At 36.6% G+C, this 15,539-nt stretch carries 17 protein-coding genes and 1 other annotated feature; of the genes, 12 read left to right on the forward strand and 5 right to left on the reverse strand.

The genetic code is table 11. The annotated features are described in order from the left end of the window. Window positions 1-1,223 (reverse strand): hypothetical protein (locus AC3WOM_RS03930; RefSeq protein WP_492445105.1); only part of this gene is annotated, 1,223 nt, incomplete at its 3' end. Window positions 1,224-1,467: 244 nt separating this feature from the next. Here AC3WOM_RS03930 and AC3WOM_RS03935 point away from each other — a divergent pair. From AC3WOM_RS03935 to AC3WOM_RS03950, 4 genes are all read left to right on the forward strand, one after another. After that, window positions 1,468-2,106, forward strand: coding sequence for a BMQ_0737 family morphogenetic spore coat protein (locus AC3WOM_RS03935; protein ID WP_427537531.1), 639 nt, complete (start codon window positions 1,468-1,470; stop codon window positions 2,104-2,106). A 152-nt stretch (window positions 2,107-2,258) separates the two neighbouring features. After that, window positions 2,259-2,831: a hypothetical protein gene (locus AC3WOM_RS03940; RefSeq protein WP_427537533.1), complete on the forward strand. Its 573-nt coding sequence runs from the start codon at window positions 2,259-2,261 to the stop codon at window positions 2,829-2,831. Then, complete coding sequence (locus tag AC3WOM_RS03945) at window positions 2,824-3,108, forward strand: hypothetical protein (protein WP_427537536.1); 285 nt, start codon at window positions 2,824-2,826, stop codon at window positions 3,106-3,108. Before AC3WOM_RS03940 ends, AC3WOM_RS03945 begins: the two co-directional genes overlap by 8 nt. A gap of 14 nt (window positions 3,109-3,122) precedes the next feature. After that, complete coding sequence (locus AC3WOM_RS03950; protein ID WP_492445106.1) at window positions 3,123-3,887, forward strand: hypothetical protein; 765 nt, start codon at window positions 3,123-3,125, stop codon at window positions 3,885-3,887. Between the two features lie 79 nt (window positions 3,888-3,966). Here the strand turns inward: AC3WOM_RS03950 and rpmG are convergent, their stop codons facing one another. Further along, the gene (gene rpmG, locus AC3WOM_RS03955) at window positions 3,967-4,116 is read right to left on the reverse strand and encodes a 50S ribosomal protein L33 (protein WP_025113659.1); all 150 of its coding nucleotides are present in this window, start codon (window positions 4,114-4,116) and stop codon (window positions 3,967-3,969) included. A gap of 169 nt (window positions 4,117-4,285) precedes the next feature. Here rpmG and AC3WOM_RS03960 point away from each other — a divergent pair, with 169 nt between their 5' ends. Continuing rightward, window positions 4,286-5,479 (forward strand): GTP-binding protein, encoded by a 1,194-nt coding sequence (locus tag AC3WOM_RS03960; RefSeq protein WP_427537542.1) that lies wholly within the window; start codon window positions 4,286-4,288, stop codon window positions 5,477-5,479. A gap of 21 nt (window positions 5,480-5,500) precedes the next feature. Here the strand turns inward: AC3WOM_RS03960 and AC3WOM_RS03965 are convergent, their stop codons facing one another. Then, on the reverse strand, window positions 5,501-6,043 hold the full coding sequence (locus AC3WOM_RS03965; RefSeq protein ID WP_427537545.1) for an isoprenylcysteine carboxyl methyltransferase family protein: 543 nt from the start codon (window positions 6,041-6,043) through the stop codon (window positions 5,501-5,503). Window position 6,044: 1 nt separating this feature from the next. Then, entirely contained in the window at window positions 6,045-7,127 is a 1,083-nt protein-coding gene (locus tag AC3WOM_RS03970) for a type III polyketide synthase (RefSeq protein WP_427537548.1), read from the reverse strand. A 394-nt stretch (window positions 7,128-7,521) separates the two neighbouring features. On the opposite strand from AC3WOM_RS03970, the gene rsgA reads away from it, so the two are divergent. The 7 genes from rsgA (at window position 7,522) to metG (ending at window position 13,884) form a co-directional block, all read left to right on the forward strand. Continuing rightward, window positions 7,522-8,595 (forward strand): ribosome small subunit-dependent GTPase A, encoded by a 1,074-nt coding sequence (gene rsgA / locus AC3WOM_RS03975; RefSeq protein WP_427537551.1) that lies wholly within the window; start codon window positions 7,522-7,524, stop codon window positions 8,593-8,595. A gap of 62 nt (window positions 8,596-8,657) precedes the next feature. Then, window positions 8,658-8,993 carry a hypothetical protein gene (locus tag AC3WOM_RS03980; protein WP_427537554.1) on the forward strand — a complete coding sequence of 112 codons (336 nt, stop codon included), beginning with the start codon at window positions 8,658-8,660 and terminating at the stop codon, window positions 8,991-8,993. Window positions 8,994-9,003: 10 nt separating this feature from the next. Next, the gene (gene fosM, locus AC3WOM_RS03985) at window positions 9,004-9,426 is read left to right on the forward strand and encodes a FosM family fosfomycin resistance protein (RefSeq protein WP_427537557.1); all 423 of its coding nucleotides are present in this window, start codon (window positions 9,004-9,006) and stop codon (window positions 9,424-9,426) included. 96 nt (window positions 9,427-9,522) lie between these two features. Beyond that, complete coding sequence (locus AC3WOM_RS03990) at window positions 9,523-10,056, forward strand: sigma-70 family RNA polymerase sigma factor (protein ID WP_492445109.1); 534 nt, start codon at window positions 9,523-9,525, stop codon at window positions 10,054-10,056. Continuing rightward, complete coding sequence (locus AC3WOM_RS03995) at window positions 10,049-11,047, forward strand: DUF4179 domain-containing protein (RefSeq protein WP_492445110.1); 999 nt, start codon at window positions 10,049-10,051, stop codon at window positions 11,045-11,047. The genes AC3WOM_RS03990 and AC3WOM_RS03995 overlap by 8 nt, the downstream gene beginning before the upstream one ends. A gap of 108 nt (window positions 11,048-11,155) precedes the next feature. Beyond that, the gene (locus tag AC3WOM_RS04000) at window positions 11,156-11,803 is read left to right on the forward strand and encodes an NIF family HAD-type phosphatase (protein WP_427537566.1); all 648 of its coding nucleotides are present in this window, start codon (window positions 11,156-11,158) and stop codon (window positions 11,801-11,803) included. A 130-nt stretch (window positions 11,804-11,933) separates the two neighbouring features. Next, window positions 11,934-12,190 (forward strand) — a binding site (T-box leader). Window positions 12,191-12,249: 59 nt separating this feature from the next. Continuing rightward, a complete protein-coding gene (metG, locus tag AC3WOM_RS04005; RefSeq protein ID WP_492445113.1) occupies window positions 12,250-13,884 on the forward strand; it encodes a methionine--tRNA ligase in 1,635 nt (544 codons plus the stop codon). Between the two features lie 49 nt (window positions 13,885-13,933). Here the strand turns inward: metG and AC3WOM_RS04010 are convergent, their stop codons facing one another. Next, on the reverse strand, window positions 13,934-15,505 hold the full coding sequence (locus AC3WOM_RS04010) for a 2-isopropylmalate synthase (protein ID WP_492445115.1): 1,572 nt from the start codon (window positions 15,503-15,505) through the stop codon (window positions 13,934-13,936). Between the last annotated feature and the right edge of the window lie 34 nt (window positions 15,506-15,539).

A 15,539-nucleotide genomic window follows, 5' to 3' on the forward strand; every position in this document is an offset into this window, starting at 1 on the left:
ACTGTTTCAGAAGAATCGAGAACAACCGTTTCCTTATTCACTGTTTCAGAAGAATCGAGAACAACCGTTTCCTTATTCACTGTTTCAGAAGAATCGAGAACAACCGTTTCCTTATTCACTGTTTCAGAAGAATCGAGAACAACCGTTTCCTTATTCACTGTTTCAGAAGAATCGAGAACAACCGTTTCCTTATTCACTGTCTCAGAAGAATCGCAAACGATAGGCTCCTTATTCTCAGCTTCAGATGAATAGAGAACTAAAGGCTTCTCTTTCATAGTTTCAGGAGAATTGACAACAACAGGTTCATTCCTTGTTTGAGATGGATAAAGAATAACAGGTTCCTCATTTATTACGTTAGGTCGTTCAAGAGTAACTGACTCATTTACTTCTTGAGATGCTTTAAGAGTTTCAGATGCAGTCATCACTTCAGGTGTTTCCAAGACGACAGGCTGATTTATTATTTCAGGTTTTGTTTCATCTATAATAGAAGAATTGATGGTAGTAGAGTCATAAATACTTACCGGAATTTGCTTTGTATCAGAAGCATTTTTAAAATGGAAGGTTGATTCTGTGTTGGTATTTCGATAAAGACCATTATATATTTGGCCCGGATGCGTGTTCACGGATTGAAAATAATGTTGATTAAAATGGCGTTCTTCAGGTATATTTCTTTGATGTTCAGCTCCAGAAGATAGGATGTTATGATTCAAATCTAATTGCTTATTGGTCGCTTTTCCTGCCAGATTTTGTAGTAACCTATAAGATGGTTGTTTCGAGGTAGATGTCGATTGATCTTGAGCCATTGCAATTCTAGGCTGTCTTTGTACAACATTAGATATTAAAGGAGAATGTTTTTCAATACTGGGTGTAGTTGTAGGTGCTGGAGCTTCATTAACTTCCATTGTAAGTAGCTTTTTTAAAACGATTAATATTTCTTGATTCATTTCTTCAATAGTTCGATTTAGAAGCTCAATTTGAGTGGAGAGTTGTTTTATTTGTTCTTCATAGCCTTTGATTTGTGAATTTTGCCTATCATCTAATGTCTCTGTTAGTCCCTCTAAATGTGCAATTTGTGTTTTTAACCCATCAAATTCCTTTTTCATAAAGAGATAATCTTCTATAGAAGTTCCCATTTTTAATGAAGTTAACGTTTCTCTATAGGTTTCAATCTTTTCCTTCAGTTTTGCAATGTCTTGAGTGGAGTACAATTTTGAGTTTTCCATGTAGTTCACCCCTTTCAGTCCATTAATATTTTATTAAAAATATTTACTTTCTGTTACAAATATACCGGTCCTCCCAAACATTTTAAAATATCCCTGAATAAATGGGCTTTGAATAAAATGATGTATCTGAATACGTAAATTTTTATTAAATATGGAGTTGAACTATTAATTTAGCCCATACACTTATAGCTGAAAAACATATGCTACAAACGAAAGATAAAAATTTTATGGAGGTGTCAATAGGATGCAAGATATTATGCCATCCCAGGCGCAGGAACTAATTTGTATAAACGTCGATAAGGTATTTGACTGGATTGTAAAGGAAATGTCATTTGATTTTTCCCCTACTGGACCAATTACTTTTCCAGGAGTAACGCCAACGACTAATTTAACAGGTGCTGTAGTTACATGTAAGGTAGTTCCATCAGCAACTAACCCTATAGTTATCCTGAACCGTGAGAATCGCCAATTCTCCATTGATGGTTCAACTGTATGTCTTCAACATTTAAATATTCAAAAGAATTTTGTTCTTACGTTAGTTGTTTGTTTACCGAACGGCACTATGTTTACAAGCAATAATATTCCGCTTTCTCGTTGTGAACAAGTTACATTATGTGCACCAAAAGGTACAGATGTAGAAATTTTATTCACAGATTTAGATTGTTTCGTATGTACAACTGGAACATTAACAGCTGGTGCAGGTGCAATTACGTTTTCTGCATTAACTATTACTGTATCTGTATGCCAAAGTATTCAATCTACATTCCCAGTTACTGTGGAATTCTTAGCGACTTTCTGCGAGCCAAGAGCAGAATTACCGTTCACATGTCCGGGTGTAGTTCGTCCACAGCAATGCCCTATTATTTTCCCAACAGGTGGATAATAGTACTAATAAAAAAGAAAAACACATATCTTGAAGAGAGGGTAATCCTCTCTTTTTTTTTGTTTAGTGGATATCACATTTTGCCGAGGTGTAATTGATTTAGAGGCAACAGAATTTGCTTATTACATATTTAAAACGGGAGGACAAAAATTATGACAGGTGTCAATCAGGTGGAAGAAAAAATAAATGAGCTCAAAGAACAGACGACTCATTATGTTCATGAGATTAAAAAAATGGTTGAGAAGCTTACAATTCTAGAACCTGTCAATGTCATAAGCTATTTTACTTCTTCATTCAATATTTCTTATGATACTGAACAGGAAAGTTTATGTTTGGGCTCCTATCATATTCGTAATATAGGCAATCAGCCTATTACAAATCCATATTTGTGCATAAAGCTACCCGAAGACTCTCCATTTTCCTTCTCCGGTAGGTACGTATATGAACATTTTGCTCCAAATTTAAAAGGAAATAGTAGCTGGGAGCGAATCAATGATCAAGCCAGCAAAGAAGAATTTTGGCTTAGACCAATAGGGAAAACAACATTAGAGCCAAATGAAACATTATCCTTTACCAATTTTCAAATTAAATGGTCACATAACCTATCTTATTCAGGAAGTATTATGGGTTTTACCTATTGTGATCAGTTACAAGATGGTGCGGTTGTGTTAAACCCTATTAATCTTAATGGAATAAGCCGAACACAGGAGGAGAATAATGAGTGAATTCGAAAAAATAGAGCATGTCACACAACAATTTATAAAGGAACAACTAGCAAATCTATCTAGTTATAATAGTGACAAAAATAATAGCTTTGCTTTCCTTGAAAAAGGAACGTTAAATCTACTTATTGCCTATTTATTATCTGGGGAAAAACCAAAAAAGGAAGAATTAAAAAGTGATGAATTTGGCATACATTTGGTTAAGCTGCTTGATGAAATTTTAGAAGAAAGTAAGAAGCAATTTGAGGAGGTAATGAGTTTGCTTGGAAAATTTTCATGAAAGGAGAACCAAATGTGGAGAATGATATTGTGGAAAACAATGATCCCATTCAGCTCCAGAAAATGATTGTTTTTTTAAGGGCTGATTTAGCAAAATATAAAAATGAGGTTAAAAGACTGAGAGATAGTGATTATTATTCATTAGTACTAAGATTTGAACGAGAAAATGTCCTATTAACAAATCAAAAAAAGGAACTGTCGATGGAGCTATTAAAGCTGAAGAGAGACTTTGAGAAAGCAAAAAAGAACTACTATGATCATGTTCAAACAATAGAAAAGCATAAGAAAAAACAAATATCTTCAATTGAAGCATTATTAAAGGAAAAAGAGGAACTACGTGCGGAAAATAAGGTACTAAAGGAATCATTAAAAGACAAACAAGATGAATTATTGTCTGTAAATTCGGCGAATGGGCTAGAAAATAAGTTGAGTGATTTTGCAAAAGGTATCAGTCAACAAATACAAAAAGCCATTGAAGCAATTGAAAATTCACGTTTAGAGCAAGCTCATGCTGATAATCTTAATCAGTATTTAATGAAAGAGATTGAGGAAAAATTAGACCATATAAATAGACATAATTCGACTACTAATCTACTAGAAGAAAGAACGATGATGAAGAACGATGCTCTTATACATTTAGATGCTCAGGTAAATAAAATATTGGCTCAATCTATTGATTTTGAAGATCAGGTGGAGCATAAATTACGCATTCTTGATGACCTAGAGCAGAAATTGAATGAGCTCGCTACAGAAATAAAATTGAATGAAATTAAGCAATAGGGAGGAGATTTAATCCATAATAGGCTTGCTTGACTGTTTCAAAAGAAGGAAGTAATTACTTTTGAAACAGTCTTTTATATTATTTCGTTTCTCTGTGTAATGTAACTCTTTTCAAACGAGGTGAATATTTTTTTAGCTCCAACCTTTCAGGATTATTTCGTTTGTTTTTTGTAGTGATATAATTTTTATCACCTGTTTCGGTACAGGCTAATGTTATTTGTACACGCATAAAATTGCCTCCTTTTAAATCGTAATTATTACGCTTTATACAATATTATTTTTTAGTATGTATGTCAATAGTGGATCTCCATGAAATTTTAAGAATTGCAATTTCTGTTTCACTATGGTTTAATTACAAAATACAAATAGTAATGATTACGATTTGAGGAGTTGTATAAATGACAAAAAAAATCCCTGTCACTGTTTTAAGTGGATATTTAGGTTCTGGTAAAACGACAATGATGAATCATGTCCTGCAAAATGAAAAAAATATGCGTGTAGCTGTTATCGTAAATGATATGAGTGAAATCAATATTGATGCTGAATTAATTGCAAATGGAAGTGGTATTTCACGTACAGAGGAAAAATTTGTTGAGTTATCCAATGGGTGTATTTGCTGTACATTGCGTGAAGATCTATTGCAGGAGGTTGAGCGTCTCGCGAAGCTCGGCAATATTGATTATATTTTAATTGAATCTACAGGAATTAGTGAACCAATACCAGTTGCTCAAACATTCAGCTATTTGGACGAGGAACTAGGCATTGATTTAACAAAATTTTGCCAGCTTGATACGATGGTGACTGTTGTTGATGCAAATCGTTTCTGGCATGATTTTCAGTCAGGTGAAAGTCTTTTAGAGCGAAAGGAGGCAGTTGGAGAATTAGATGACCGAGATGTAGCGGATTTGCTCATTGATCAAATTGAGTTTTGTGATGTCCTTATTCTAAATAAATGTGATTTAGTATCAGAGGCTGAGCTTGAAAGATTAGAGCACATTTTACGTGTTTTACAACCTGAAGCTAAGCTAATTCGTACAGTGAATGGTGTAATAGAGCCAGCAGAAATTCTCAATACAGGACGCTTTGATTTTGAGAGGGTTTCAGAGTCTGCTGGGTGGTTAAAGGAATTGGAGCTTGGTCATGAAAATCATACACCTGAGACAGAGGAATACGGCATCTCTTCTTTCACCTATAATCGTAGAAGGCCTTTCCATCCAATGCGTTTTGTCGAGTGGTGTGATCATATGCCACAATCGATTGTACGAGCAAAGGGAATTATTTGGAGTGCTAGACATCAGGATGTAGCATTATTGCTGTCACAGGCTGGGTCATCAGCAAAGATAGAGCCGGTTTCCTATTGGGTAGCCGCTTTATCAAAGGAGCAGCAACAGGATGTATTCTCTCAAAGTCCTGAGGTTCTAAAGGATTGGGATGATGAGTTTGGAGATCGCATGACACAGCTTGTGATTATTGGGATTGATTTAGATAAAGAGACGATTATTTCAGAGTTAGATGCTTGTTTATTAACGGAGGACGAGCTTAATAAACCATGGGAAAATTTACAGGACCCCTTTAATTGGGAATGGCAATAAACAAAAAAAAGAAGATTTCGGCTAGGGCTCCGAAATCTTCTTTTCAAATACATGATTATAATTTGTTGCATCTCTTAATGCTTTTTCCTCAATGGGAATGCGTACTGATAGCATAGTGATATTTAAAAGTGTAAAACAAAACGCTGTAAAATAGGCTTTAAACATAATAGGTAGCAGCAGAATCTCTAAACAAACAACCGCGTAGTTTGGATGACGCATAAATGTATAAGGTCCTTTGCGTACAACTTGAGCATCAGGAAGGATTAGAATTTTTGTGTTCCAAAAAGCACCCAGTGAATGAATACACCAAATACGTAATGTCTGCACAGCAATAAATAATAAGAAAAATAACGGAAATAAGGGCGATATACCACTATTATTGGTGACGACTTCTACTATTAAAAATAGGAAAAAACTGATGTGCATTGTAACCATATAGGGATAATGAGAGGCACCGACTTCATATGCACCTTGTGACAACATCCATTTTTCATTGCGCTTAGCAATAAAAATCTCTGTCAATCTTTGTAGAATAACGATAATCAGGATAATATAAAAAATCATGCTACTCCCTCCATTTTAGTAATACAGCTTCAGCACAGAAGCCAGGGCCGAGAGCGACGAGCAAACCAGTATCCTCCACTTGTCCTTCATTTAACATAAATTGCTCCAATACATATAGCACCGTAGGAGATGACATATTTCCATGTTTTTTTAATATTTCCCGAGAAATGTCGGTTTTTTGAGGTGCTAAATAAAGTGTATCTTCATAAGCCTTTAAAACTTTTTTACCGCCAGGATGTGCAATGAAGTGATTAAGCTGTTCACTATAAAGTTCCTGATCCATTAAAAATTGCTCAATGAATGGACCAAGCCAATTAGTGATAATAGCGGGGATACTTTTTTGGAAAACAACATGCAGGCCGTTATTTTTAATATCCCAGCCCATAACATTCTCTGAATCTGGCATCCATTTGGAGCCGGTTGCTATGATAGCAGGTGTCGGCATTCTTGTTTCAATTTTCGCATCATCTCCGCAGACAAGGATACATGCTGCGCCATCTGCAAAAAGTGAGGCACCGACTAAATTACTTTTTGAAAAATCATTTGGCTGGAAGGTTAAACTGCAAAGCTCCACACAAACGACAAGAACTTTTGCTTTTGGATGGGCAAGACAAAAATCATAGGCTCTACTAACACCAGCGGCACCACCAGCACAGCCAAGTCCCCAAAGTGGTATACGCTTAAGTCTGTCTGAAAAAGGTAGCTGATTCATCACTCGAGCATCAATACTTGGTGTTGAAATGCCTGTACTACTGACGAAAATGATAGCATCAATGTCCTCTGGCGAAATGGGCGTTTTTAAAAATTTTTCATTCTGTAAGCATGCTTGAATAACAGATACACTATATTGTGTTGCCAGCTCAATATATAAATCGTTGCGTTCTTCAAAGGTATGATCAGTCCTATGCCATTCTGGCGGTACACAAAAATGACGTGTTGCAATACCACCATTCTCAAATACTTTTAAATATCTTTCTAATTTTGGGATTTTCGCATAAAAAAGCTCCTTCGTTAATTCCTCCGCGTTTGTCTGTTGTAATGTGTACGGTGGTTGGTATGTACTGATAGAAATGACTTTTGACAATTCAACAACTCCTTTGTTAATAGTGGTTTTGTTCATTGTATGCAAGGAGGAAGGGGATACATGCTTATTAGATTGCATTTGACATTTTCGGAAGATTCCGCTATATTAAAAACAATTAAATTGGAAGTAGGTGATGTGACATGATGAATAGATCTGTTTTTAGCGAACTGCAATTCGGTTTGTTCAATTTCACACGCCTAAATTATACAATGTGACCTTTTTATTATAAGGGTTATTTGTGTATCTCTTAAATGTGTCTGTGAAACCTTGTAACTGCCGAATTGCGCAGATACAAGGTTTTTTTATCTTCACTTGGTGGATGTCACCGATTTTCAAAATCTGGACGTAATTAGGCCAAGGTGAAATTGATATGCACTTTTAGGAGGAAACTAAATTGAATTTAACAGCATTAGGTTTTAACACATATTTTGAAGAGCAAATGATTGAATATAAGAAGCAGGCTAAGCTAGAGAATTGTACACCAGCAAGGGTTACATTAGAGCATAAGCATTCATATCGTGTATTAGCAGAGGAAGGCGAGTGGCTAGCAACAGTTGCAGGACATTTTGCGTATACTTCATTAGCACGCGAGGATTTTCCAGCAGTGGGCGATTGGGTTCTAGTAGAAAAAATGCCTGGTGAAGAAAAGGCTATTATTCATCAATTATTTAAACGGAAATCTGTCTTTTCACGTAAGGTGGCGGGGCAGGAAATACAGGAACAGCTTGTAGCATCAAACGTAGATATTGTGCTGCTTGTTATGAGCTTAAATGCAGATTTTAATATTCGACGTTTAGAACGCTATTTAGTAGCTGCTTGGGATTCAGGAGCAAAACCGATTATTGTACTAACAAAAGCTGATTTATGTGCTGATGTTTCAGACAAGGTAAGAGATGTTGAGTCTGTAGCGTTCGGTGTAGATATTTTTGTAACAAGTGCCTATTCAGGTGAGGGGTTAATGGATATTCGTGCATTATTTACAGATGGTGTGACAGGAGCTTTGCTTGGTTCTTCAGGTGCAGGAAAATCTACACTGACAAATATGCTGAGTGGCGAAGAGCTTATGAAAGTATCTGGCATTCGTGAGGATGATGCTAAAGGGCGTCATACGACAACACATCGTGAGTTAGTGGTACTACCTGGTGGTGGGTGTTTAATTGATACGCCGGGAATGCGTGAACTACAATTATGGGATCAAGGAGATAGTCTCGCTTCTAGTTTTCAGGACATAGAACAGCTTTCAGCAGCTTGTCATTATCGAGATTGCACACATCAAAAGGAGCCAAATTGTGCTGTACAGCAGGCGATAGCAGATGGGGAGCTTGAGCAATCTCGACTTCAAAGCTACTTTAAGTTGCAGAAGGAGCTTGCCTTTATGGAGCGCAAGACAAATACACAGGCTAGGCTTGATGAGCAACGAAAATGGAAGCAAATTGCGAAGGGTTTAAAAAAGGGAAAAAAGAAATAATTTTAGAGGGACACAGATAGTTTTTGATGTATCTGTGTTCCGTTTTTTAGGAGGGAATAAGGTTGAGTCAGAAAAAATGGTTTCGAGGAGCAGTCATCATTACCATTATTGGTACAGTATTATTAGGACGAGCAAAAAAAGTAACTGCTGGCAAAACGCTTTTTGTTTCAAAGGGTGCAAAGTATGCTTTTCCAGTAATAGATGCTGAAGCAGGCAAGGTGCTAGGAGTTATACACGCTAAAGGTAAGACATATATGACTGTTAGTGTAGATGTGCATGCTGATACATATAAAGTAGAGGGTTCGTTAAAAGGCTTTGAAAGAAAACTACATACAACTGATGAGGAGAGTATCGCACATATTTGTCATTGTGCTAAACTTTTGTCAACCATGGAGTGAGGGCTTAGTTATGACTATACAAGGCATTAATCATTTATTATTTTCGGTGTCGAATTTAGAGCAGTCAATCGCGTTCTATGAAACTATTTTCGATGCTAAGTTATTAGTTAAAGGAAACAGCACTGCTTATTTTGATTTGAATGGGCTTTGGCTTGCTCTGAATGTAGAAAAAGATATACCACGACAGGAAATCCATCAATCCTATACACATATAGCCTTTTCTATTGAAGAGGCTGATTTTGAAAAAATGTATGAAAAGCTAGTAAGCTATCAGGTGAATATTTTACAGGGCAGAGAACGAGATGACAGAGATAAAAAGTCGATTTATTTCACAGATCCAGATGGTCATAAATTTGAATTTCATACAGGAACTTTACAGGATCGATTGAATTACTATAAGATGGAAAAGCTGCATATGGAATTTTTTGATTAAATAGATGTCTCTCTGTAAGAAGAGGGCATCTATTTTTTTTGCAACGTTTCCCTTTTCTCAAACGACTTTAAAGTGTAGCCAAAAGGAGGAGATTAGGTGGATATAGAAAAATTGGTTAAGAGCGCAAAAAGGGGGAATGATGAAGCATTTGAGCAGTTGATTGCTTTCATGCGTGAAAAATTATATCGTACTGCCTACTCGTATGTTCGAAATGAGCAGGATGCGCTTGATATTTATCAAGAGTCTATTTATAAAGCCTATACAACATTGAAAACATTAAAGAATCCAAACAGTTTTCCAGGATGGATTATTAAGATTGCGGTTTATAAATCTATTGATTTTATTAGAAAAGATGCAAGGAAATTCACTTCAGGAGATGAGGAGTTTTTTGCAGAGATAGCTGGTAATCAAAATATGAAGAACATTGCATATTCATTAGATGTAAAAGAGGCAATTAATACATTAGATGCCAAATATAAAACAATTATGTGGTTACGCTTCTATCATGATTTTACTGTCAAAGAGATTGCAAAAATGCTGGGGTGTCCTGAAGGAACAGTGAAGTCCTATATTAACAGAGCTAAAAAAGAGTTAAAACCAATTTTAAGGGAGGGCTACTTGTATGAGTAAGGATAATAGTCGTATCAATATTCCACTTCAACAATTGATGATGAGAGAGCAGGCGGCAATAAGAGCGGCAAAAAGGAAGAAGCTGAATATTAGAATTCTAAAACCTCTCCTTATTGCCTGTGGATTATGTATAGCACTACTAGGTTCGGGATTTTTCTCTCCCACAATAGCGACTGCATTAGCTAATGTACCTTATATTGGAGCCATTTATGCTGAATTTAGGGATATTGCAGCTAAAAAGATTGAACAAGAACACTTGATGACAACAATAGGTAAAGAGGATACGCATGGGGGCCTTACAATGACAGTTAAAGAAGCGGTATATGATGGGAATAGATTATTAGTTACGGTCACATATACAGGGCAGAATGGTGTTTCTTTACAAGAGGAGGTTGTAGGTACCAATACGCTAACTGTCAATGGGGAGCCAATAGATGTTGCAATAGGCTCTACAGGTCAAGATGATATTGATAAAAACACAATTATTGAGCATCATGAATTGACTTTATCCAATGCAGATATATATGGGAATAAAATTGAAGTTGCATTAGATGGTAGCGATTTATTTGGCTACAAAGGTAATTGGCATGTGGATTTTACACTTGAAAAATTAAAGGAAGAAGTTATCACTTTCTCTCCAAATATAAAATCTAATACTTATGATGGACTATATAAGTTAAACGTTGCACAGATATCATTTACACCACTATCGACACGTATAGATATCCTAGTAGATTATCCAGGTGAATTAGATAGAAATGATCAATGGCCATTTTTTGAGTTTGAGGTAACAGATAGTGAAGGGAAGTTATACGATAGGGCGAATATGCAAATGGGGGCGACCAAGGATTATGGACATCATATTATTCTTGTACTGCCTCCTATGGAAAAAATGCCAAAATCATTTACACTTAAACCAGGTAAGAACGATGAGCAAGGTTATTGGCGACAAATAAAGGAATTAGAAATGATCGTACCCCTAGAACCTTAAAAAAATGATCCTCCTTTAGTTTTTAGAGAACTAGAGGGGGATTATATAATATTAAAGCGAAACAAAATAAGTGGAGAAATCGTTCATAATATTATAGGGGGTGGCTTTATGACAAAAGCTATTATTTTTGATATGGACGGAACTTTATTTCAAACCAATTTAATTTTAGAGCCTGCACTTGCTGCGACGTTTGATGTGTTACGAGATAAGGGCGTGTGGCAGGGAGATACGCCAATTGAAAAATATCGAGAAATTATGGGAGTGCCATTACCTGTTGTATGGGAAACGTTATGTCCAATGCACTCTTTGGCAATACGTGAAGAGAGCAATGCATTATTCCATGTTAAGTTGATTGAGCAAATACGGAATAATAAGGGTGCATTATATCCAAATGCAGAGCAAACACTTACTGCTTTGGCAGAGCACTATAAGATATACATAGCCAGCAATGGACAGAAGGAGTACTTACAAGCAATAGTGGAAACCTATCAATTGGAGCGTTTTATCAAAGGTACATACAGTATCCAGTCTATTGCAAGTGGTCATAAATCAGATTTGGTAAGAAAAGTAATTGTAGAAAATAGTATTCAGCAAGGAGCGGTTGTCGGAGATCGTTCTTCTGATATTCAGGCTGCCCATGATAATCAGCTGCTCTCAATTGGGGTACGTTTTGATTTCGCCCAGGAGAAAGAGCTACAAAGGGCGGATATTGTCATTGATGACCTAAAAGATTTATTACAAGTTCAATTAGCTTAAGTAATAAATTTTTATCGCCCAATATTTTCATTTTATCGAGAAAAATAAACGATTTATCGAAAATTTTCAGTCATTTCTCGACATTTATTGCATTTCTAAAGAAGAAAGCGTAAAATGGTGCCAACCTAATAGAAAAGCATTGAGAAGGAAAAGTAAATTGGATCAGCATTATATAGAGAGCCTCTGTTGGTGGAAATGAGGTAAATGAACCCTTTTGAAAATGACCTTTGAGCTTCGTACCGAAAGCATTTGGCAAGTAGATTACGACGAGATAGGCACTCGTTATAACAGCAGCAGTATCTCTCATAGATGAGACGTACTGATAGAGGCAAATAGTGTGAGCTATTTGTAAATATAGGTGGTAACACGGGTATACTCGTCCTAATCAGTTTTGATTAGGGCGTTTTTTTTATCCATTTTTATTTATGTGAGGGGAGCAATTTAGAATGACAATTGTTATTGGAGGCGCTTGGCCATATGCAAATGGTTCTTTGCATTTAGGGCATGTTGCCGCACTATTACCAGGTGATATTTTGGCTAGATATTACCGACAAAAGGGCGAAAGGGTTTTATATGTGTCAGGGAGTGATTGTAATGGCACACCAATTTCTATTCGCGCTGCACAGGAGAACACAACTACTGAGGCTATCGCTAATCATTATCATGAGGAATTTACACGATGCTTTAATGATTTAGGATTTACCTATGATTTGTATACCCGTACAGATGCTAAGCATCATCATAACTCTGTACAAGCCATTTTTTTACAGCTACTTGCAAATAATTTTTTATATAAAAAGAAAATTGAGCAGGCTTATTGTGAAACAGACAAACAATTCTTGCCAGATCGGTTTGTAGAGGGAGTTTGTCCAAACTGTGGTGCAAAGGCACGTGGCGATCAGTGCGATAACTGTTCCACAATTTTAGATCCTCTCGATTTAATCGATAAACGTTGTAAAATTTGTGGCAATGAGCCAATTATTAGAGAAACAGAGCATTTTTATTTTGCCTTTAGTCAATTTCAAGGAAGATTGGACACATATTTAGCAGAGGCGAAGGCTGAAAAACGCTGGCGTGATAATGCCCTTGGGCTAACAGAGCGCTACTTGGCTGAAGGCGTTCCGGACCGTGCAGTGACGAGAGATTTACCAAATGGCATTGATGTTCCAGTTCCGGGCTTTGAAGGTAAAAAAATATATGTATGGATTGAAGCGGTTGCAGGTTATTTAACTGCAAGCATTGAATGGGCAAAGCAGCATCAAATAGCTATTGAGGATTTATGGAATGAAGAAACAATCTCATATTATGTACATGGTAAGGATAATATCCCATTCCATACTGTTATTTGGCCAGCCATTCTAATGGGAATAGGGGCAAAGGCATTACCAACACATATTGTGTCGAATGAATATTTGACGCTAGAAAAACGAAAATTATCAACCAGTCAAAATTGGGCGGTATGGGTGCCTTATATTTTAAGTCGATATGATGCGGATTCGATTCGTTACTTTTTAACAATGAATGCTCCAGAAAACCGTGATACGGATTTCTCTTGGCGGGAATTTATTTATAGCCATAATGGAGAGCTGCTTGGTGCATATGGCAATTTTGTTAATCGTACGTTGAAGTTTATTGAAAAATCCTTTGAAGGGCAGGTGCCACAAGCTGAGGTAGATGGCAACGTTCGAAAGCAAACAATTCAATTGTTTAATGAGGTGAGCAACCTTATTGAGGCGGGGCATTTCAAACTAGCATTAGAGGCTATTTTCGAATATATTCGTGCAGCCAATCGCTATTTTGACGAACAGCAACCTTGGCTTCAGGTGAAGGACAATGTAGAAGCAGGAAATCAAACACTTGCAACATGTGTCTATATTATTGCGAATCTCGGTCAGCTATTACATCCCTTTTTACCATTTTCGGCCGAAAAGATAAGAAAAATGTTAGGTATACGTGAGCTAATGTGGTACGAGCAGGTAGAGCTTCCAGCATTCATTAGCGAGGTGACACCACTGTTTGAACGTCTTGATGTTGAGCTGATAGAAGAAGAATTTCAAAAGCTTGTGAAGGACAGTCAATAAAAAATACAAAAGCAGTACGACAGAAAGTTTGTCATACTGCTTTTGACAATTAGTTCATCACGGGTGTTAATTTAGCTACAACAACACTGTTAATAGCATTAATGTATGCTAGTGCACTTGCTTTTAATATATCTGTATCTGCGGCTTTGGCAATATATTTTTCACCCTCATGCTCGATTGTGATTTTTACTTTACCAAGCGCCTCTTTCCCACGAGATACACTGTTGATATTATATTCTACAAGCTTTACGTCAATATTAGTAATTTCTGCAATGGCTGAATATAAGGCATCAATTGGACCTGAGCCTACTGCGCTCGCTTTAAATACTTCGCTGCCTTTACGAATCTTCACACTTGCTGAAGGGAAGTTTGCATTGCTGACGACTTGTAAATCGTCAAAATCAAAGAATTGCTCGCTATAATGAGTGGCATTCACATTGTTTGCATCATGTTTTTCATAGTAGCTTTCAACAATTACATATAAATCGTGATCATAGACTTCTTTCTTCGCATCAGCAAGCTTCAAGAAGCCTTCGAAGATTCCTTCAAATTCATCCGTGGAAAGATTTGAGAAACCAAGCTTTTCAAGGGCATTTTTCACTGCATGACGCCCTGAGCGAGCTGTAAGGACTAATTCCATATCATCAAGACCTACATCTTCTGGATGGACAATTTCGTAAGCATCACGGGATTTTAGCAAACCGTCTTGGTGAATACCAGATGAATGAGCAAAAGCATTGTCCCCAGTAATCGCTTTGTTCACTTGGACGTCTAAGCCCATAAAGCTTGAAACAAGACGAGATGTATTCATAATTTCTTTTGTGTTAATACGTGTTTCAGCATTGTAAACAGCGCTGCGTGTTTTTAGTGCCATAACAACTTCTTCTAATGCAGCATTACCAGCACGTTCACCGATACCGTTAATTGTACATTCTACTTTATCTGCACCATTTTTAATGGCAGCAAGTGTATTAGCTGTTGCCATCCCAAGGTCATTATGACAATGTACACTTAGTAAAACGCTATCGTCTAAGTTTTTCATACGATCATTTAACTTATAAATCATTGCACCAAATTCTTCGGGCTCTGCAAAGCCAACTGTATCTGGTACATTAATCATCGTTGCACCGGCCTTCATTACAGCCTCGATTGTTTTCCAAAGATACTCGAAATCTGAGCGAGAAGCGTCTTCTGTTGAATATTGAATTTGTGGTAAAAGAGTTTTTGCATATTTGACAGCATCTACACCAATTTGTAGTATTTGATCCTTGGATTTACTAAACTTTTTCTCTACGTGAATATCTGAAGTTCCAAGCACCATATGAATCATAGGGTTTTCAGCATATTTGACAGCATTATAAACAGCATCAATATCTGCCTGTACAGCACGTGCTAAGGCCGTTATCATAATGTCATTTGTATTTCCTACCTTTTGTGCAACAGCTTTTACTGCATCAAAATCACCTTGTGATGAAGCAGGGAAACCAGCCTCGATAATATCGACGCCTAATTTTTTGAGCTGCTGTGCAATCTCTACTTTCTCATATAAATTCAATTTTGCACCTGGCACTTGCTCGCCATCACGTAAAGTTGTATCAAACACCCAAATTTTTCTTCCCATTTTCAAACACTCCTTTTGTTATTGTCTTTTTCAA

The sequence above is a fragment of the Lysinibacillus sp. FW301-JW8 genome, from assembly GCF_058788755.1.